The organism is Candidatus Accumulibacter propinquus, from assembly GCF_056856495.1.
In genome coordinates this window covers 450,859-472,797 of record NZ_JBSEHC010000002.1, presented here as the reverse complement: position 1 = coordinate 472,797, position 21,939 = coordinate 450,859, and the positions used below count along the sequence as shown (strand labels likewise).

The following is a 21,939-nucleotide window of genomic DNA, read 5'->3' as shown; positions in this document are numbered from 1 at the left end:
GTCATCTTGCTCGCAGCAAGCCGGATATCTTCCAGGTGCTCGGCTTCAAGAGAAACCTTCCTTTCCGCTACCGTGGCGACTCCCATTCGCAAGACCTCCAATCGCAGAATCGGCTAAAAGTATCGCACACAACGGTATGAAGAATTGGGGATATCACCTTACAGCCTGCAGACCGGGGAGTTGCTGCAGGTCCTATCGTTGAGCAACAGCGACATCACCGGCTTGGCCCGCGAAGGCCAGACTCTATACGCACTGGACGCCAACAGCGTCCTGCGTGCCGTCGACATCAGGGGTCTGTCGATGCAGGCGCGTGGATCGTTGGCGTTGCCCGCAGGCACCGGCAAACTCTTCGTCGGCAACGGCATCGCCTATGTCGGCGCCGGCAATGGCTCGCAAGGCGGCTTTGTCACGGTGAACGTGTCGAATCCGGATGCCCTGACCCTGCTGAGTGGCGTCGATGCCGCAAACGTCCAGGGCCAGGCGATCGCCGCCAACGGTTCCGGCTTGGCCATCGCAGTCGGTAACCTGCGCGGCCCGGTCGGTGAAGCGATTCACGCCGTCGACGTCCTTGATGTGCGCGACCCGACCAAGACCGACCAGTTCCTGACACGTTTCGCGTTGCCGGCAGCGCCGAGCAGCGTGGCGATCGGTGCCGGAATAGCGTTCGTGGCTGATGGGACCGGCGGTTTGCAGGTGGTCAACTACCTGCCATTCGACAACAAGGGGGTGGCGCCGACGGCAACGCTCGCCATCACGACCGCCGACGCCGCCCCCGGCACCCCGGGGTTCCAGGCCCAGGAGGGTTCTCTGCTCTCCCTGAAGGCAAGCCTGAACGACGATCAGCAAGTGCGCAACGCCGAGTTGCTGGTCAACGGTACCGTGGTCGTCAACGACGTCTCGTTCCCGTGGGACTTGAGCGCGGCGTTGCCCAAGATCACCCCCGAATCATCGACCGCCACGCTGCAGGTACGCGCTACCGACACCGGCGGCAACTCGGTTCTGTCCGACCCGCTCGTCGTTGAACTGGTGCCCGACACCTTCGCCCCGACGATCGTTGCCAGCAATGTCGCCGACGGTACACGCCATGGCTTCAACTTCCGCACCGTGCGCTTGCTCTTCTCGGAGGCGCTCGATCCGGCAACGATCAACCCGGACAGCTTCCGATTGCTGGACGCCGTCGGTCACGCGATTCAACCTTCCGACGTGGGTCTCGGTGCTGATGGGCGATCCGTGACCTTGACGATGCCGAAACTCGCCCTCGGCGACTACCGAATGGTGATCGATGGCGACAAGGTCACCGACCGCGTAGGAAATGCCTTCGGGGTGGCAAACCAGGTCGTCAGCACGTTCCAGGTCGCCGAGGCAACAATCGAATGGACCAACCCCGGCGGCGGTGACTGGAACAATCCGTTGAACTGGGAGGGCGGGCGGCTGCCGACCGCCACCGATGTGGTGTTAATCAGCGCCAATCCTGGAGCGACGATCACACTCAACAGTGGGTCGGTGCGTGTCGCGGGGATTAGCACCTTCAACCCCTTCGTGATCAATGGCGGCACGCTGCGAGTCGATGACACGCTGGTTGCCCATGAACTGGTTACCCTGCAAGGTGGCACGATCACCGGTGGCACGGTGAGCGCTGAGGCGGGCGGCGGGCTGGCGGTAGCGGGGAGCGGGGTGCTGAGTGCGGTGACGCTGAACACCGACCTCACGGTGAGTGACCGCTCGACGCTGACCGTGCGCGATGGGCTGACGCTGGCCGACGGGCACCGGGTGGTGCTCAACAGCACAATCTGGGGCGCGGGACTGAGCTTCGCGGGCGCATCGCAGACGCTGGGAGGCGATGGCGAAGTTGTGTTCGGCGGAACGTACCCGAACAGCGTGCTGCGCGCCGGGCTGGACGCGGGTCAGACGCTGACCATCGGTGCCGGCATCACGGTGCATGGCAGTACGGGCGGCCAGGGTGGTACGGTCGACGCGGCTTCGGCACTGATCAACGAGGGCACGATCGCGGCAGACGCCGGGCAGACGGTGACCCTTGCCGGCAGCGGACTGACCAACACCGGCACGATCCAGGCCAACGGTGGCACTGTCTACCTGGCCGCCACCTACAGAACGCCGCAGTTGGGTACGCTGCGGAACAGCGGTGGCGTGATCTACCTGAGTGGCACACTCGACAACGCTGGTGCGACCCTGTCACTGAATGCCGCCACCGGTGTGCTCTCTCTAGCGGGCGGCACGATCACCGGTGGCACGGTGAGCGCTGAGGCGGGCGGCGGGCTGGCGGTAGCGGGGAGCGGGGTGCTGAGTGCGGTGACGCTGAACACCGACCTCACGGTGAGTGACCGCTCGACGCTGACCGTGCGCGATGGGCTGACGCTGGCCGACGGGCACCGGGTGGTGCTCAACAGCACAATCTGGGGCGCGGGACTGAGCTTCGCGGGCGCATCGCAGACGCTGGGAGGCGATGGCGAAGTTGTGTTCGGTGGAACGTACCCGAACAGCGTGCTGCGCGCCGGGCTGGACGCGGGTCAGACGCTGACCATCGGTGCCGGCATCACGGTGCATGGCAGTACGGGCGGCCAGGGTGGTACGGTCGACGCGGCTTCGGCACTGATCAACGAGGGCACGATCGCGGCAGACGCCGGGCAGACGGTGACCCTTGCCGGCAGCGGACTGACCAACACCGGCACGATCCAGGCCAACGGTGGCACTGTCTACCTGGCCGCCACCTACAGAACGCCGCAGTTGGGTACGCTGCGGAACAGCGGTGGCGTGATCTACCTGAGTGGCACACTCGACAACGCTGGTGCGACCCTGTCACTGAATGCCGCCACCGGTGTGCTCTCTCTAGCGGGCGGCACGATCACCGGTGGCACGGTGAGCGCTGAGGCGGGCGGCGGGCTGGCGGTAGCGGGGAGCGGGGTGCTGAGTGCGGTGACGCTGAACACCGACCTCACGGTGAGTGACCGCTCGACGCTGACCGTGCGCGATGGGCTGACGCTGGCCGACGGGCACCGGGTGGTGCTCAACAGCACAATCTGGGGCGCGGGACTGAGCTTCGCGGGCGCATCGCAGACGCTGGGAGGCGATGGCGAAGTTGTGTTCGGCGGAACGTACCCGAACAGCGTGCTGCGCGCCGGGCTGGACGCGGGTCAGACGCTGACCATCGGTGCCGGCATCACGGTGCATGGCAGTACGGGCGGCCAGGGTGGTACGGTCGACGCGGCTTCGGCACTGATCAACGAGGGCACGATCGCGGCAGACGCCGGGCAGACGGTGACCCTTGCCGGCAGCGGACTGACCAACACCGGCACGATCCAGGCCAACGGTGGCACTGTCTACCTGGCCGGCACTTACAGAACGCCGCAGTTGGGTACGCTGCGGAACAGCGGTGGCGTGATCTACCTGAGCGGCGCGCTCGACAACGCTGGTGCGACCCTGTCACTGAATGCCGCCACCGGTGTGCTCTCTCTAGCGGGCGGCACGATCACCGGTGGCACGGTGAGCGCTGAGGCGGGCGGCGGGCTGGCGGTAGCGGGGAGCGGGGTGCTGAGTGCGGTGACGCTGAACACCGACCTCACGGTGAGTGACCGCTCGACGCTGACCGTGCGCGATGGGCTGACGCTGGCCGACGGGCACCGGGTGGTGCTCAACAGCACAATCTGGGGCGCGGGACTGAGCTTCGCGGGCGCATCGCAGACGCTGGGAGGCGATGGCGAAGTTGTGTTCGGCGGAACGTACCCGAACAGCGTGCTGCGCGCCGGGCTGGACGCGGGTCAGACGCTGACCATCGGTGCCGGCATCACGGTGCATGGCAGTACGGGCGGCCAGGGTGGTACGGTCGACGCGGCTTCGGCACTGATCAACGAGGGCACGATCGCGGCAGACGCCGGGCAGACGGTGACCCTTGCCGGCAGCGGACTGACCAACACCGGCACGATCCAGGCCAACGGTGGCACTGTCTACCTGGCCGGCACTTACAGAACGCCGCAGTTGGGTACGCTGCGGAACAGCGGTGGCGTGATCTACCTGAGCGGCGCGCTCGACAACGCCGGTGCGACCCTGTCACTGAATGCCGCCACCGGTGTGCTCTCTCTAGCGAGCGGCACGATCACCGGTGGCACGGTGAGCGCTGAGGCGGGCGGCGGGCTGGCGGTAGCGGGGAGCGGGGTGCTGAGTGCGGTGACGCTGAACACCGACCTCACGGTGAGTGACCGCTCGACGCTGACCGTGCGCGATGGGCTGACGCTGGCTGACGGGCACCGGGTGGTGCTCAACAGCACAATCTGGGGCGCGGGACTGAGCTTCGCGGGCGCATCGCAGACGCTGGGAGGCGATGGCGAAGTTGTGTTCGGTGGAACGTACCCGAACAGCGTGCTGCGCGCCGGGCTGGACGCGGGTCAGACGCTGACCATCGGTGCCGGCATCACGGTGCATGGCAGTACGGGCGGCCAGGGTGGTACGGTCGACGCGGCTTCGGCACTGATCAACGAGGGCACGATCGCGGCAGACGCCGGGCAGACGGTGACCCTTGCCGGCAGCGGACTGACCAACACCGGCACGATCCAGGCCAACGGTGGCACTGTCTACCTGGCCGGCACTTACAGAACGCCGCAGTTGGGTACGCTGCGGAACAGCGGTGGCGTGATCTACCTGAGCGGCGCGCTCGACAACGCCGGTGCGACCCTGTCACTGAATGCCGCCACCGGTGTGCTCTCTCTAGCGAGCGGCACGATCACCGGTGGCACGGTGAGCGCTGAGGCGGGCGGCGGGCTGGCGGTAGCGGGGAGCGGGGTGCTGAGTGCGGTGACGCTGAACACCGACCTCACGGTGAGTGACCGCTCGACGCTGACCGTGCGCGATGGGCTGACGCTGGCTGACGGGCACCGGGTGGTGCTCAACAGCACAATCTGGGGCGCGGGACTGAGCTTCGCGGGCGCATCGCAGACGCTGGGAGGCGATGGCGAAGTTGTGTTCGGTGGAACGTACCCGAACAGCGTGCTGCGCGCCGGGCTGGACGCGGGTCAGACGCTGACCATCGGTGCCGGCATCACGGTGCATGGCAGTACGGGCGGCCAGGGTGGTACGGTCGACGCGGCTTCGGCACTGATCAACGAGGGCACGATCGCGGCAGACGCAGTTGGCCAATCCGTCACGATAACGGGTTCCAGTGTGACAAATGCCGGTCGGATCGTAGCTGCCGCAGGGACCATCAGCGTGTCATCGCCGGGATTCCGTAATGTCGGGATTTTCGCTGTCCTGTCCGGCACAACTGCCACGGCATCCAGCATCGCCAATTTCGGTACAATCGACGTTCAGGATGGTGGTTTGTTAAATGTTACCGGCAGCTTTACGAACGATAGCAGCGGCTTAGTGCAGATCAGTATTGCTGGATCGGCTCCAAGCGCTCTTGGGCGAATCAGCCTCTCTGGCGAGACAAGCCTGGATGGTACGATCAAGCTAAGACTGGTCGACGGATACCTTCCACCGCTCGGACAAACACTTCGGGTGATTACGTACGGATCCCGTCTCGGCAGCTTTGCCGCGCTGAGCGATCTGGATCCGGCTGACGGCGTGACCTATGAGGTGGTGTACAACGCGGCGGATCTCACCCTGCTGGTTGTACCCGGCTGAGATTGTCGAGGCGAAGGAGGCGTCTGGGGGAGACGGCGCTTCCCCATCCGGAACAGGGAAAATGGTGAGCAACCTCTGCAAGGTGTGTACCCGCATACGCGGCGGCAACTTGGATCAAGAACGATGAACGCTCGTTTGTGCCGGAATGACTCAACATTTGGGGAGCCGGCACGACCACTGGACGTAACACCGCATGTTCATGCAACCGCGCACTGGGAAAATCGCTATCGTACGCATTGGCGCCGGACTGATCACCGACCGTGGCGGCGGCCCAAACAGCCACAGAGTTCTGGCCACAGATCACGCCAAGTGAGAAGTCCTGACGATAACCGTGGCCGGAGCACACTTGTCAAAGCGTTCCGCCCGTGATCCGGGGACCGGGCGAGTACATTGGCGCGTCGAGGTCTGATTCGTCCCAACGGCCGGCTCCGGAACAATCAGACGCACGGCACGGCAGATCGCCGGGCTGGCTGCCGAACGGAGGGCACGTAACGTTCATGCCGAGACAGGCACGTCGTCAGCAGGTGGTTGGCCCGAAGATGTCATCCAGACTCCGGGCATCAAGGACCTGATCCAGCCACGCATCAACCTGCTCAAGAGAAGCGGCGGAAATCTTCGCCAGGACCTCCGAAGGGACGGCGCCAAAGCGCTTCTTGAGCAGCTTCTGCAGCGCCAGCGCTTCACCCTCGGCTTTCCCCTCAGCTTTCCCCTCGGCCTTGTAGGCATGCGCCCATTCTTCGAGTCGTTCAGCCAACATGACATTCAGCTCCTGTAGATCGTCAATCTGAGGCAATACGATACGGTATTCCGCCTTGCGCATCAATGTCGCCCGGATCCAGAGCGCGAACATCCGGCGCAGGTCGGGCCGGTCAGCCAGCCACTCGTCGAGCAAGCTCAGCAAGCCGCCGATGGCTTCCGGCGACGCCGGGTGTTCGATCCGGAAGACGGCCGCGACGAGGTTCTTGAGCGGGGCCAGTTCGCTGTCGGTCCAGGCGTTCTCGTCGATCAACAGGTACTTCAGCCGCGGCTTGAACTGCTCGACCAGCCCCGGTACCGGCGGGATCAGGTCGAACACGTCGGTCACCGCCGACCAGCGTTGGCTACCGTTGTAGAGGACGATGGGCAGGACTGGCGGCAAGCGGCCGTCGGCCAGAACCTCACCGCGCTTGATCAGATCCTGATAGAGCAGCCCTCCATAGACCATCAAGCGCAGTGCCATGTACTTGTCGACGCTGCTCTGAAACTCGATGAGCAGATACAGATACACCCACTCCCCACCCACCTTGACCCGCCAGACGATGTCGTCGGCCCGGTTGCTGAACTCCTCGGTGACGTAGCTGCCGGGCACTCGCTCCAGGGTGCCGTAATCAAGCCCGTGCAGCCATTCGTCCGGCACGAAGCCGAGAATCAGATCGCGCACCAGTTCGGGCGTGGAGAAGAGGAGTTTGTAGCCCGTGTCGTGAGTGTTTGCCATCGCCGAATGGTAGCAGGACCAGGACGGTCAGGACATCCGGTCGCCTGCATCGGCCCGCCTTCGGGGGAGATTCAATGTCCCAGGACCTCGCCGATCCGCTTCACGATCTCGAACAACCGTTGCCGACGCCGAGATCTGCGCTTACCTCGTCCCTCCTTGAGAGGCTTCTCGGCTGACTGAAATCCTGCCGACAATCGCCTTCGCCCAAACAAAAATCACCCCTTAGGGTGATTCATCGAATGGCTTCCGCGATGCTATATTCCCTTGTCAAGGCAAGTGCCAAAGCGAACACAAAAGGGGGAGATCATATGAGCAAGCGAGCATTCTTGTGGTGCGTGCTGTTATTTTCTGGTCTGCTGCTTGGCACTCAAGCGCGGGCCGTCACCGTCCAGTACGAAGCGACCGACCTGCCTGACCTCGTCGCCGGGCAGGATCGCTGGTCGTATCATTACGAGATCAGCGGCAGCTTCGGGGCATTCGAGGGCGTCAATCTGCTGTATGCCGCGGACGGTTATGCCGATCTCGATCTCACCGTCGCTCCGGACCCGGCCCTGTGGTCCAGCCTGATCACCCCACCGGACCCGGCATTCACCGCGGACGGCCTGCTCGGCCTCACTGCACTGGCCGCGACCAGCCCGCACAAGCTGCCGCTCACGCTTGAGTTCACCTGGCTGGGAAGCGGCAACCCCGGCGTCCAGGGCTTTGAAGTCTTCGACGACAGCTTCAACATCACCGCCAGCGGGCGCACCAGGCCTCCCACAGCCGCAGGCGTCCCCGAACCCGGCAGCCTGTTGCTGCTCGCCGGCGCACTGGCTCTGCTCGTCCAGCGTCGGCGCCGTTGCTGAATTCGCTGCCGCGACCGCTTCCGTAACGGTCGCAAGTCTTCTCTCGTCGTCGTCCACGCGCGGAGCCATCCGCGAGATCGCAAAATCGCGGTCGCTGCCGGCCGCAGCCCAGAGGAGTCACCGCATGAGTCCGCTTCGCAAGACAGTCCACGGCCGGCGGCGCATCAGCGCGCTGCTCTTCTCGCTTCTCCGCCGCCTCGATCGCTGGCTCACCGGCTGGCTGCAGCAGCGCCGCGCACGCTGGGCAAGTCAGCCGGCGTCGAGTGCCGGCCTGCACTGCGAACTCCTCGAACCACGCCTCCTCCTTTCGGCGGATCTGGTCGGCGGTAGTCTCAGCCACGACGCCTTCCCTTCGGCCGTCCCCAGCGACGCCATCAGCGCCCACTTCACCGTCTATCGCCCCGACAGCGAGCCACTCGGCAAGCCGGTGCGCATCCAGTTCTACGCCTCCGCCGACAGCCTCCTCGACGCGGGCGACACTCGTGTCGGCCAGACCGACATTGCCGCCGACCGTCTGAACCCGGGCAGCAACGCCATCACCGTCAGCCTCGACGCGCGCGCGATCGGCCAACCCGGGCGCTACACCCTGATCGGCGTCGTCGATCCCGACAACGCCATCGCCGAGAGCGACGAGACCAACAACCAGTCGATCGCCAGTTCGCCGCTGACCCTCGATTTCGCCGTCGGCCAACTGCCCGGTCGCAGCCCGGTGCCGTCACTCGACCTCAGCGATGCCGATGGCACCCGCTTCACCTTGACAATTGCCGGCCCCGGGCTTGCCCGCCTCACCCCGAACGGCACCGGCTACGACCTGAATCTCAGCGGTACCGACGCCGGTACGCGTATCGAACTCGCCGGCAGCGGCGGCGACGGCCGCATCACGCTGACCGGCCTCAACGCCGACAGCCCGCTCGGCAGTCTCGTCGCACCGGTCGCCAGCCTCACCGGCGCCGCGCGCTTTGGCACCGTGAACAGCCTGAACCTCGGCGACATCGCCGCCGGCGCCCGTCTCGAGGGCAACAGCCTCGCCAATCTCAACGTCAGCCGTGACGCCCTCGGCGACCTGCGCCTGACGGGCGGCGGGGTGAGTGGTTTCGTCCTCGGCGCGACACAGGTCGGCGGCGCCATCGCCGGCCTGTGGACTATCAACGGTCGCGCCAACAGTATCAGCGGCGAGAGCACGCGTGCCGACTGGCGCGCCAACATCAGCAGTCCGCTGACGCAGCTCGTCATCCGCGGCGACGCCTCCGGTCAGTTCGCCGCCAGCGCACTGCAGCTCCTGCAGGTCGGCGGCAGCCTCAAGGCGATGACCGTGCGCATCGGCGCCAACCTCGGCAGCGACGCCGTGATCGGCGGCAGCGGCGACGCCGCCGACCATTTCGGCGCCGGCACGCTCGCCCGCCTGCGCGTCAGCGGCAACATCGACGACAGCCTGATCGTCATCGGCGTCGACCCGAACAATGGCCGCTACCGTGACGGCGACGACCGGCAACTCGGGACGAGCACGAACCGCGTGCAGGAACTGCTGGTCGGCGGCCGGCTGACCGGCGACACCCAGATCAGCGCCCCGGCTTTCCCGGCCAGCGTGCGCATCAACGGCGTCCTGCGCAGCCCGGCGAGCCTTAGCGAGCTGGCGAGCACGCCGCCCGACCGCAGCGCGCCGACGCTCGTCGCCGCGCTGGTGAACGACAGCGGCGTCTCGGCGAGTGACGGCATCACCCGCGACGCGAGTATCAGCGGCCAGGCCAGCGACGCCGCCGGCGTGACCCGCCTGCTGGCGGCACTCGATCCCGCCGGCACGCCAAGCTTCGTCGACCTGAGCAGCGCCCTGCAACCCGACGGCCGCTTCGTGCTGACGCCGGAGCTGCTCGACACGCTGGCCGGCGGCACGCTGACGGACGGCGCCCACCGCGTCCTCCTGGTCGCCGCTGACGCCGCCGGCAACGCCTCGGTACCCGTCGACCTCGCCTTCACACTCGACACCCAGGCACCGGCTGCACCGACACTCGATCTCGTCGAGGCCAGCGACAGTGGCGCGAGCGCGACCGACAATCTCACCAACGACGCGACGCCGACGCTGGCCCTGACTGCCGAGGCCGGCAGCGAGATCGTGCTGCTCCGCGACACCACCCCGGTCGGCACCGGGCTGACTGGGCCGGATGCCGAATTCACGTCGCCGACGCTGGCCGACGGAACGTACGTCTTCCGGGCTACCGCCACCGATCTGGCCGGCAACGTCGGCGAGACGGCCACGATGGCGCTGGCGATCGACACCGAAGCGCCGGCCCTCATGCTCCTGGACCTCGATCCCGATTCCGACACCGGCGCCGTCGGCGATCTGCAAACACATGCCTCAGTGATCGCGCTTGTCGGCCTGACGGCGCCTGGGATGTCGGTGCGCCTGCTCGATCCGGTCATGTCCGCCACGGCAGACGCGACGGGTGTCTTCCGCCTTGCCGACCTGCCGCTGGCAGTCGGCGACCATCTCTTCCAGGTCGTTCTCGCCGATGCAGCGGGCAACGAGACAAACGGCTCACTCGTCGTCACCCGGCTGGCGCTACCCACCGATACGACGGCGCCGACGATGACAGCGGCGCTGGTCGCCGATACCGGCGCCTCAGCCAGTGACCGAATCACCTTCGACGCGCGCTTTGCCGGCACTGCCAGCGACGACGTCGGCGTCGTGCAACTGCTCGTGCAACTTGATCCGGCAAGCGATGATGCGCCATTCACCGACCTGACGACGCTGCTCGCGAGCGACGGTGCATTCACCCTCACTCGCAGCACGCTCGACGCGCTGGCTGGCGGCACGCTAGCCGACGGCGCGCATACGCTGCGTTTCGTCGGGGTAGACGCCGCCGGCAACCGATCGGACGTGCTCGAACGCCACTTCACGCTCGATACCGCCGCACCCACCTTCACCGGCTTCGGCCTCGGCGTCAGCGACGCCACGAACGACGCGCTCGACGAAACCTCCGCCGGCTCCGTCCTGCTCAAGGGCAGCGCCGAAGCCGGCGCCGCGATCCGCCTCGCCGCGCAGGACATCGAGGTGGTCGCCGGCGCTGGCGGCGCCTTCGTCATGCCCGGCGTCGCGCTTGCACTCGGCGCCAACGAACTGACGCTGACCGCCAGCGACGCGGCGGGCAACACGACGACCTTTGTCCGCACCCTCACCCGCACCGCCGCCGTGCAGGCCGACGAGGTTCTCGAGTGGAACAACCTCGCGCTACGCGCCGTACAGCTCGACGTCACCGACCCGCCGGTCGCCACGCGCACGCTGGCGATGGTCAGCCTCGCGCAGTACGACGTGCTGGCCGCGATCGAGGGCACGCCGGCGTACCTGGTCAGCCGCTCGGTCAGTGGTCCGGTGTCTGCGCCGGCCGCGGTTGCGGTCGCCGCGCACCGCGTGCTGTCGCAGACCTACCCGGCGCAGCATGCGGTGTTCGACAGCGCGCTCGCTGCCGATCTTGCCGCCATCGTCGACGGCGAAGCCAAGGACCAGGGCATTGCGCTCGGCCTGGCCATCGCCGACGCCGTACTCGCGCTGCGCGCCCACGACGGCGCGGAAGACTTCGCCGCCTACGACGGCAGCACGGCGCTCGGCCAGTGGCGGCCGACCGGCCCGATGTTCGATGTCGCCGACGATCCACAATGGGGAACAGTGCAGCCGTTTGCCTTGCTTTCTCCCGACCAGTTCCGCCCGGCCGCTCCGCCGGCGCTGGACACCGCCGCGTACGCCGCCTCCGTCGAGGAGGTGAAACGACTCGGCAGCGCCAGCAGCAGCGAGCGCAGCGCCGACCAGACTGTGCAGGCGCTCTTCTGGGCCGACGGCAAGGGCAGCTATACGCCGCCCGGCCACTGGAACCAGATTGCCGAGGAAGTGGCGCGCAACAAGGGCAACAGTCTCGCGGCCAACGCGCGCCTGTTCGCGCAACTCAACGTTGCGCTTGCCGACGCGGCGATCGCCTGCTGGGACGCCAAGTACAGTTACGGGCTGTGGCGCCCCGAGACGGCGATCCAGAACGCCGACCTCGACAACAACGACGCGACCACCGTCGATGCCGCCTGGCGCCCGCTGTTGCTGACGCCGCCGCATCCGGAGTATGTTTCGGGGCACTCGACATTCAGTGCCGCCGCCGCGGGCATTCTCGCCGCGACTTTCGGGGACGCCACCGCCTTCAGCACCACCAGCGCGACGCTGCCCGGCGTCACGCGCAGCTTCTCGAGCTTCACGCAGGCGGCACAGGAGGCCGGCCGCAGCCGCATCTATGGCGGCATCCATTACGAATTCACCAACCAGGCTGGCCAGGAACTCGGCGCGCAGGTCGCCGAAGTCGTGCTCGCGCGCTTCGCGCTGACGAGCGACACGCAGGCGCCGGCGATCGTGCTCGACGACACGCCGGCGGCAACCAACGCCAACCTCACGCTGACCGGGCAGGTGCTCGACAACCTCTCCGGAGTCGCCTCGGCACAGTTCCAGATCGACGACGGCGCGCTGCAGGCGCTCGTCCTCGATGCGACCGGCGGCTTCACGATCACCACCGCGCTGGCGACCGACGGCAGCGCCGACGGCGCGCACACGATCACGATCGTCGCCAGCGACGCCGCCGGCAACAGCAATGCGGGTGTGACGCGCGGCTTCGTGCTCGACACCACGGCGCCGACGCTGACACTGACCAGTCTCGCCGACGACGACACGCTGAGCGCCGCCAGCCGCCTGACCGGCACGGCCGATGCCACCGGCAGCGCGCTGACGCAACTGAGCTATCGCATCGACGGCGGTACCAGCCGCAGCCTGATCTTCGACGGTAACGGTGCATTCGACGAAGCGCTGGCGTATGACGATCTCGACGTCGGCAATCACACGCTGGTGTTGAGCGCGCGCGATGCGGCCGGCAACCCGGCGACGCTGACGCGCACGCTCGTGGTCGACGCGCTCGCATCGCTGACGGTGACCAGCCTGACGCCAACCGACGGTTCCGACGAGGTCGGCGTCACCGTGCGCCCGCAGGTTCGCTTCTCGCGCGCGGTGAACGTCGAGACGCTGACCGAAGACTCGTTCTTCGCCACGGGGCCGGATGGCAGCACGCTCGCGGCGACGATCGTTCCGGCCAACGACGGAACCTTCGCCTGGCTATTCTTCAGCAATCCGATGCCAGGCGCTTCGCAGGTGACCTTGCACGTCGACGGATCGAAGATTCGCGGCGCGGCCGACGGCCGCTTCCTCGACGCCGACGCCGACGGGACGGCGGGCGGCACGCTGACGCAGCGCTTCACGACGGTGAGCCGTTCGGCGGTGATCGGGACGACACTGATCGGCAAGGTGGTCGACCCGGGCCCGGATCTGGAGCCGATGAGCTTCGACGACATCCGCCGCGGGGCGGACGGCGTGATTCATACGCCCGACGACGTCTTCCTGCTGCCGATCGCGCATGCCAAGGTCTATCTCCTCGGGCTGGAAGACCATGTCGTCTATACCGACGAGAACGGCAATTTCGAGCTGACCGACGTGCCGGCCGGCACGGTGAAGGTGGCGGTCGATGGCCGTACGGCGACGAATGCGCCGACCGGCGTTTTCTTCCCGGAAATGGTGATGGATGTCGAACTGCTTCCGGGGGTTGCGAACACGGTGATGGGCGGCATGGGGTCGACCGACGAGCGGCTGGCGAACGTCGATCGGCGGGAGGTCTACCTGCCGCGCGTGCCGACGAACGCGCTGCAGCGAGTCAGCGACACCGAAACGACGGTGATCACGCTGACCGATGCCGCTTCGGCACCTCAACTCACCGTGCAGGAGCGCGCGGCGCTGACGCTGACCGTGCATCCGGGCAGCGCGATCGGCGAAGCTGGCCACGTGCTTGACAACGTGCAGATCGGCATCAGCACGGTGCCGCCGGAACTTGTGCGCGACATGCTGCCGCCGGGGGTGTTGCAGCATACCTTCGATATCACAATCCAGGCGCCGGGCGTCGCGGCGTTCGCCGAGCCGGTGCAGATCACCTCTCCGAACGTCTTCAATGCGGCGCCCGGAACGAAGCTCAGCCTACTGAGCTTTGACCACACGACGGGCATGCTGGTCATCAACGGCACCGGGACAGTGTCGGCGGATGGGCTGACGGTGGTGTCGGATCCGGATTCGGGGATCCGCGCGCCGGGGTGGCATGGGTGGACGCCACCTGGTAGCTGCGGCGCAGCGCCGACACCGCCGCTGCCGCCGCACATTCCTCATCCCAACGACACCGTCGACCCGCTGCAGCGTTCGACCCTTCAGCTTATCATGGACGAAGGCGGCAGCTTCAACTTTCCTGTTATGACTTGGATGGCGCCTGATCCTCTGCCCGGGACGCCACCAACTCCGCCCGGACCCACCGGATGCCCTCAGCCAGCCCCTAATCTTCCTGGCCAGACGCAGCCTTACATTCAGGTCAACGTCACTGTCGACGGACCGCTTGGTGCCTTCATGAAGAATTCCGGCGATATCGACATCGCCGGCGACAGTTTCACGCTGCGAGCGGGCACCGGTCAGAGCCGCACGCTGAACATGGTGGCCAAGAGCTTTGCCGAGCTGTCTGCACGCGGCATCAAGGACTTCGAGAAGAACGTGCTGTTCGGCAGCACGGTCACGATCAACGTGGTGACTGGTCGGCCCGACGGCAGCACCCACACCACGACGGAAGAGATCCTGCTCACCCGCTACGTCGACGCCACCGACGACAACCACATCGACGGCCAAACCACGTTCACCAAGGTGGTAGCCGACGGCTGGGGCAGCAACTTGCGGGCAGCCCCGGTCGAGCTCCGTTACGGATCAAATCCGACATCGATTCCGCAGATTTATATCAGCGGCGGCCTGCTCGGCGGCAGCGACTTCGACTATTCCATTGCACATGACGAGCTCTGGTTCGATCCGATCAGTACCGGCATCTTCAGCCACGTCTCGACCGACAGCTTCGAGGTCAGGAACAACGCCGATTATACGTTGGCCGGAACGGTCAAGCTACGAGGCGAGGTGGCAGCAACCCAGTACATGAAGGTCGACACCGCGTCGATCGAGTCGGCGCTGGCCTCGATCGCCACAATGACCGACACAAACGTGTCCTACCCGGACCTCAGCGCGATCGAACTCGCACTGATCGACACCACGGCCGAACGCACGGCCATCGCCACTGCGGTGGCCAACGCGGTGTACGCACATTACACGCCCTACGCCGCCGGCCTACAGACCGGCACCAGCAGCCTGTTCGGTGACCTGATCACGATTAAGTTCTCGACCTACAGCGAAGCCGGCAACGCCAGGGCAGGGCTATACGGCACTTCGTCGCCGGCGGGTGGCGTCGACAATGTCTTCACCGCCGCCGCCGGCGACACGGTATCGACGGTGATCAACAATGTCACCAATTACAGCAAGGCCGAGACGACCTTCCGGCTCGATAACGCGATGAACATCACCTACAACGGTGTGGTCAACGTGCATCCAGACACCCACATGGAGTTCTGGGACCTGGCGGCCGAGCCCACTGGTGCCCTCGCCGCCTATACCCAGATGCTGGCCGACACAGCCGCCCATGAATACGGCCACACGCTGAGCTTGGCACACACCTACAAAACCTTCGACGGCGGTGTGATTAGGACCACCGGGGCCACGGGCAAGTCCGACCTGATGATGGGTCATGCAGGCGACGCACCGTCGTCGAATGGCGCCCTAACCTTCACGGATCTAACGCAGAACCCGCTGCTGATGTCGACCAACCTGTACTACACCGCTAATCAGGCGTCGAAGGCAATCGATTACTACTACGCGAATATCGTCACCGAGGGCGGTTTCGCCGTCGTCGGCGGCGGCGATATGGAAGAAGACGAGGTGCCCAAGATCACATTCCCGGGCCCGCAATTGGCCCTCTTCGACCTGACCGACGGCGCCGGCGTGTTCGACGATCTTAGCTTCGGCCTTCAGCCAGTCGACGGTGCCGGCGGCAACCTGGCCAACCGGCAGCTACGTGTCTTCAATTACGGCACGCAGGACCTGACGATCGCCAACGCAAGTTTGGGCAATACCGCCTTCACGCTCAACGGCCTGCCGGCCAATGCCGTGATCGCCCCAGGTGAGGGCATTAGCGTCAGCCTGAGTTTCGACCCCACCAGCGTCGGCGCGCAGACAGGCACACTCACCCTGGCCAGCAATGCACCTCAGTCGCTGCGCGCGATCGCGCTGAACGGCTTCGGCCAGGGGACCGGCCCGAGCCTGAAGGTCGACTTCGAGCAGAACAACCTCGGTAGCCTCGAGATTGACGGAGGCTCCACCAACTCTCGCGTCACGTTGCGAAACGACGGTGCCACACCGCTCCAGATCAACGACCTGTCACTGCTCGACGGCCTCGGTGACTTCGCTGTCTTCGGCATACCGTCCGACCTGACAACAAACCCGATAATGCTGGAGTTCGGCCAGACCTTCTCCTTCGACATCAGCTTCGACCCGTCGCAGGTCGGCCTATCCAGCGCGACGATCGCTGTCTCATCAAACGACGTCAATCAACCGCTCACACGGATAAGCGCAGTCGGCACCGGATTTGAGGACACTTGGCGATTCGGTTGGGGTGGCGACTTCGTTGCAGTAAGCCTTGGCGGCAACGCGCTGCGCACGACGAGCGGCTCCGACGGCCGGTTCGAGTTTTTCCTCCCTGCCAGTAGTCCTTACTCGATATCTGTGTTCGACCCAGAGAGCGGTTTGATAGCTCATGGTTCAGGCACCACAGCAAGTTCGAATGTTGGTACCGACTTGGCTTCCGGCCTTGTCTTCCAACCCAGTACAGCACCCGACGGGGACGGGGATGGCCTGCCCGACGACATCGAGTTCGCCATCGGTACCTCCTCGGCGAAATCCGACTCCGATCGCGATGGCCTAAACGACTTCGCCGAAGTCGACATGGGCCTCGACCCGCTCGACGGCCGCGGCCTGCCCGCCGGGGTACTCGCGGTGACCGGGCTGCAGGGCGAGGCGAAGGAAGTGGTTCTGGCGGGACGCACGGATGGCGCGAGCGGGCAGCTCGCGTATGTCGCCACCGGCTCCTACGGCCTGTCAATCGTCGATCCGCGCAACATGCTGAAGCCGGTCGTCGTCGGGCAGCTTGAGTTGCCCGGCGACGCCGTCGGCGTCGCGCTCGACGCGCGGCTCGGCCTGGCCGCCGTGGCGACGGGCGTGTCGGTCGAAGTCGTCGATGTCTCGAACTCGAACGCACCGAGGGTGGCGCGCTCGATCCCCGTGGCGGCCCGACAGGTCGAAGTGGTCGATGGCGTCGCCTACGTCGCGGTAGGCAACACGATCGAGTCCTACAAGCTGTTGACCGGTGAGCGCCTGGATTCGATACCCTCCGGTGCCGGTGACATCGTCGGCCTGGCAGCGGACCGTGGCGTCCTGTTCGCCGTCGATGCGGCCGGGCGTCTGGTGTCGGTCGACATCAGCGGCGCGATGATGACACGGGCTGGCGGCATCGACCTGCCGACGAGCTCCGGCAAGGTGTTTGTCGGCGGCGGCATCGCCTACGTCGGGGGCGGTGCGACCGGTGGCTTCGTCACGATCGACGTCTCTGACCCCTCTGCCATGGTGCTGCTGAGTGGCGTCGACAGCACGGGGATCGTGGGGGATGCCATCGTCGCCACCGGATCGGGCGACGCGCTGACGCTGGGAACGAGTGCAGCAGCCAGGCCGGTGCTGAGCGTGGCCGATGTGCGCGATCCGACACGGACCGGTCTGCTCATCAACAGCTTCCGGCTTCCCTCTACGGCACATTCGCTCGCCGTCGGCTCGGGGCTCGCCTTTATCGCCGGCGGGACGAGCGGACTGGTTGTCGTCAATTACCGGCCCTTCGATACGGAAGGGAAGCCACCGATCGTGATCATCAGCGCCCCCGGCGCCGACATCGATCCGGCAACCGATGGAACGCAGGTGCTGGAAGGAACGACGCTCGCTCTGGATGTCGCCGTCGAAGACGATAGTCAGATCGCCCGCGTCGAACTGCTGGTCGACGGACAGGTCGCGATCAGCGATGTGTCGTATCCATGGCCGGGCAGCGTCGTGCTGCCGACGCTCAAGGGCAGCGACGACACGGTCAGCATTCGGCTTCGTGCCGTCGACACCGGCGGCAACGTCGGATTGTCGGACCCGATCAACCTGCAACTGGTGCACGATACCGTCGCCCCGGCGCTGGTCGACAGCAACGCGCCTGACGGTGCGATCAAGGGAACCGCCTTCCGCATCCTGACGCTGGAATTCTCCGAGGCGATCGACGCCGGAACCGTCACCCCCTCGACGGTCGTGCTGAGCGATACCTCCGGAACGGTGATCGCCGCGCAGGATGTCCAGTTGCGGCGCAACGGGGTCGAACTGCAGGTCACGTATCCGCCGCTTGCCGAAGGCACCTACCAGCTTCGGCTTGTCGCCTCGGCGATCACCGATCGCGCCGGCAACCCGCTCGGCGCGACGGACATCATCTCGGGCTTCACGATCGGCGAAACACACACTGTCGAATGGATCGGCAGCAGCTACGGTTTCTGGGACGACGCGGCGAACTGGAGCAGCGGCGCATTACCTGGCCCCGGCGATGACGTCGTGATCGACGTGGCGCCCAGCGGGCTGATCAACCATCGTTCGGGCGCAACGACGATTCGCTCGCTGACCGCGAACGGCAACCTGCAGATCTCCGGCGGAACGCTTGAACTTACCGCCGACTCTTCGATCAGCGGCACGTTCACCCTGGCTGGCGGCACTCTCGCCGGGGCGGGTACGCTCACGCTTGCCGGAAACGGCAACCGTTGGGACGGCGGCGCGATGACCGGCAGCGGCACCACCCGAGTCGCTCCGGCAGCGGACCTGCTCATCACCGGTCGGCTGGGAGACCTGACGTTGTCCGAGCGCACGATCCGCAACGACGGAACAATCGTCGTTGATCGTGGCACGACCGGCGAGGTGGTGATCCAGCCGAGTGGCGCCGCGCTCATTCACAACCTCGGCACGTTCGAATTCGCTGGCAAGGCACGCATTGGCGACCCAGCGAATCCGACTAGCGGCCCCCGATTCGAGAACCAGAGTCTACTTCAGGTGCGCGCAGATAGCGCCCTCGCCGTCGACCTGGTCAATGCCGGCACGGTTGAAGTGCACGCCGGTGCCACACTGACTCTCGCCGGCGCCGGCACCGGCAGTAGCAGCGGGGCTTTCCATATCGCCGAAGGGGCCATGCTCTCGCTGGCCGGGCGCCAGCGCTTCGAGAGCACGGCGAGTGCGTCCGGCGGCGGGCGCATCGACCTGGGATCGACCGGCCGTTTGGCGATGGCAAGCGGCAGCTACGACCTCACCGTCGCGCTGGCGGACGGCGCCGGGTTATCGATCGAAGCACCGACGACCATCCGTTTCCTGGAAATGACCGGTGGCGAGATCTCCGGCACCGGTCCGCTGACCCTCACGCTGCCGCAAAGCGAGCTGCTGGGCGGCTCGATCACGGTGCCGCTGATCGAGCCGCCGGATACGGTCCGGCCCACGATCATCGACAGCAGTGTCACCGATGGCGCTGCTTACGGCCTCGGCCTGGGTCGCATCACGCTGCGTTTTTCCGAACCGATGCGGCCGGAGACCCTGGTGCCCGGCAATTTCTTCCTGCTCGATGATGCCGGCGAGCGCATCGACGTTTTGTCCGTATCCATCGGTGCGCGCTTCCGTTCGGTGACGCTCCAAGTGCCTCACCTGACTAGCGGCCGTTATCGGCTCGTCGTCGCCGGCGACCAGATAGAGGACCATCGGGCAGGCAACCGCCTGGCCGATGGCGAATCGACGATCGCCGCTTTCCGCGCAGTGCCAAGACTCTTCGACGGCACCCTGTACCCGACTGGGGCTGACACGCGTTCTGCAGTCCTCGGAGACCTGGACGGCGATGGCGACCAGGACATCGTCACGGCGAACTACTCCTCCTCCACGTCGGTGTTGCTCGGCAATGGCGACGGTAGCTTCGCGGCGCGGGTCGATTACGACTTGCCGCATGGGGCAAATTCGGTGGTGCTGGGCGATGTCGACGGCGATGGCGACCTGGACATCGTCACGTCCTCCTACTCCTACTCCTCCTCCTACTACTCCTACTCCTCTTCCGCGTCGGTGTTGCTCGGCAACGGCGACGGCAGCTTCGCGGCGCGGGTCGATTACGCCTTGCCGCTTGAGGCAAATTCGGTGGTGCTGGGCGATGTCGACGGCGATGGCGACCTGGACATCGTCACGTCCTCCTACTCCTACTCCTCATCCGCGTCGGTGTTGCTCGGCAACGGCGACGGCAGCTTCGCGGCGCGGGTCGATTACGCCTTGCCGGGTCAGGCAAATTCGGTGGCGCTGGGCGATGTCGACGGCGATGGCGACCTGGACATCGTCTCGTCCTCCTACTACTCCTACTACTCCGACTACTCCTCCTCCTTCGCGTCGGTGTTGCTCGGCAACGGCGACGGCAGCTTCGCGGCGCGGGTCGATTACGCCTTGTCGGGTCAGGCAAATTCGGTGGCGCTGGGCGATGTCGACGGCGATGGCGACCTGGACATCGTCTCGTCCTCCATCGCGTCGGTGTTGCTCGGCAATGGCGATGGCAGCTTCGCGGCGCGGGTCGATTACGCCTTGCCAGGTGGGGCAAATTCGGTGGCGCTGGGCGATGTGGACGGCGATGGCGACCTGGACATCGTCTCGTCATCCTTCTCATCCTCCGCGTCGGTGTTGCTCGGCAATGGCGATGGCAGCTTCGCGGCGCGGGTCGATTACGCCTTGCCAGGTGGGGCAAATTCGGTGGCGCTGGGCGATGTGGACGGCGATGGCGACCTGGACATCGTCTCGTCATCCTTCTCATCCTCCGTGTCGGTGTTGCTCGGCAACGGCGACGGCAGCTTCGCGGCGCGGGTCGATTATGCCTTGCCAGGTCAGGCATTTTCGGTGGCGCTGGGCGATGTCGACGGCGATGGCGACCTGGACATCATCTCGCCCTCCTACTCCTCCAACTCCTCCTCCTCCTTCGCGTCGGTGTTGCTCGGCAACGGCGACGGCAGCTTCGCGGCGCGGGTCGATTACGCCTTGCCGGGTTGGGCAAATTCGGTGGAACTGGGCGATGTCGACGGCGATGGCGACCTGGACATCGTCTCGTCCTCCTACTTATCCTACTCCTCCTCCGTGTCGGTGTTGCTCGGCAACGGCGACGGCAGCTTCGCGGCGCGGGTCGAATACGCCTTGCCACGTGGGACAAATTCGGTGGCGCTGGGCGATGTCGACGGCGATGGCAACCTGGACATCGTCGCATCCTCCATGACATCCTCCTACTCATCCTCCGTGTCGGTGTTGCTCGGCAACGGCGACGGTAGCTTCGCGGCGCGGGTCGAATATGCCTTGCCACGTGTGACAAATTCGGTGGCGCTGAGCGATGTCGACGGCGATGGCGACCTGGACATCGTCTCCTCCTCATCCTCCTCCGTTTCGGTGTTGCTCGGCAACGGCGACGGCAGCTTCGCGGCGCGGGTCGATTACGACTTGCCGCGTGGGGCAAATTCGGTGGCGCTGGGCGATGTGGACGGCGATGGCGACCTGGACATCGTCTCCTCCTCCTCCTCCTCCGCGTCGGTGTTGCTCGGCAACGGCGACGGCAGCTTCGCGGCGTGGGTCGATTACGCCTTGCCACGTGGGACAAATTCGGTGGCGCTGGGCGATGTCGACGGCGATGGCGATCTGGACATCGTCACGGGGAACGACAACTCAGCGTCGGTGCTGTTCGGCAACGGCGACGGAAGCTTCGCGGCGCGGGTCGAATACGCCTTGCCGGATGCACTTTCGGTGGCGCTGGGCGATGTCGACGGCGATGGCGATCTGGACATCGTCACGGGGAACGGCTCCTCAGCGTCGGTGCTGCTGAACCGTTTGCGCTGGCTCTTGTCAGGACACCGAACGATTTGTTGACTGCACTCGCATTGACCGCACTC

General features: G+C 65.9%; 4 protein-coding genes. 3 read left to right on the top strand and 1 reads right to left on the bottom strand.

What is annotated here, in order from left to right; genetic code table 11:
* Positions 1–144 precede the first annotated feature (144 nt).
* On the top strand, positions 145–5,634 hold the full coding sequence (locus tag AC15MQ_RS04615; protein WP_483079460.1) for a beta strand repeat-containing protein: 5,490 nt from the start codon (positions 145–147) through the stop codon (positions 5,632–5,634).
* Between the two features lie 517 nt (positions 5,635–6,151).
* Here AC15MQ_RS04615 and AC15MQ_RS04610 read toward each other — a convergent pair.
* Positions 6,152–7,108, bottom strand: coding sequence for an Rpn family recombination-promoting nuclease/putative transposase (locus tag AC15MQ_RS04610; RefSeq protein WP_483079459.1), 957 nt, complete (start codon positions 7,106–7,108; stop codon positions 6,152–6,154).
* 308 nt (positions 7,109–7,416) lie between these two features.
* Here AC15MQ_RS04610 and AC15MQ_RS04605 point away from each other — a divergent pair, with 308 nt between their 5' ends.
* Together AC15MQ_RS04605 and AC15MQ_RS04600 are read left to right on the top strand one after the other, a co-directional pair.
* Positions 7,417–7,953, top strand: coding sequence for a PEP-CTERM sorting domain-containing protein (locus AC15MQ_RS04605; protein ID WP_483079458.1), 537 nt, complete (start codon positions 7,417–7,419; stop codon positions 7,951–7,953).
* Positions 7,954–8,077: 124 nt separating this feature from the next.
* A complete protein-coding gene (locus tag AC15MQ_RS04600) occupies positions 8,078–21,916 on the top strand; it encodes an FG-GAP-like repeat-containing protein (RefSeq protein ID WP_483079457.1) in 13,839 nt (4,612 codons plus the stop codon).
* Positions 21,917–21,939 lie beyond the last annotated feature (23 nt).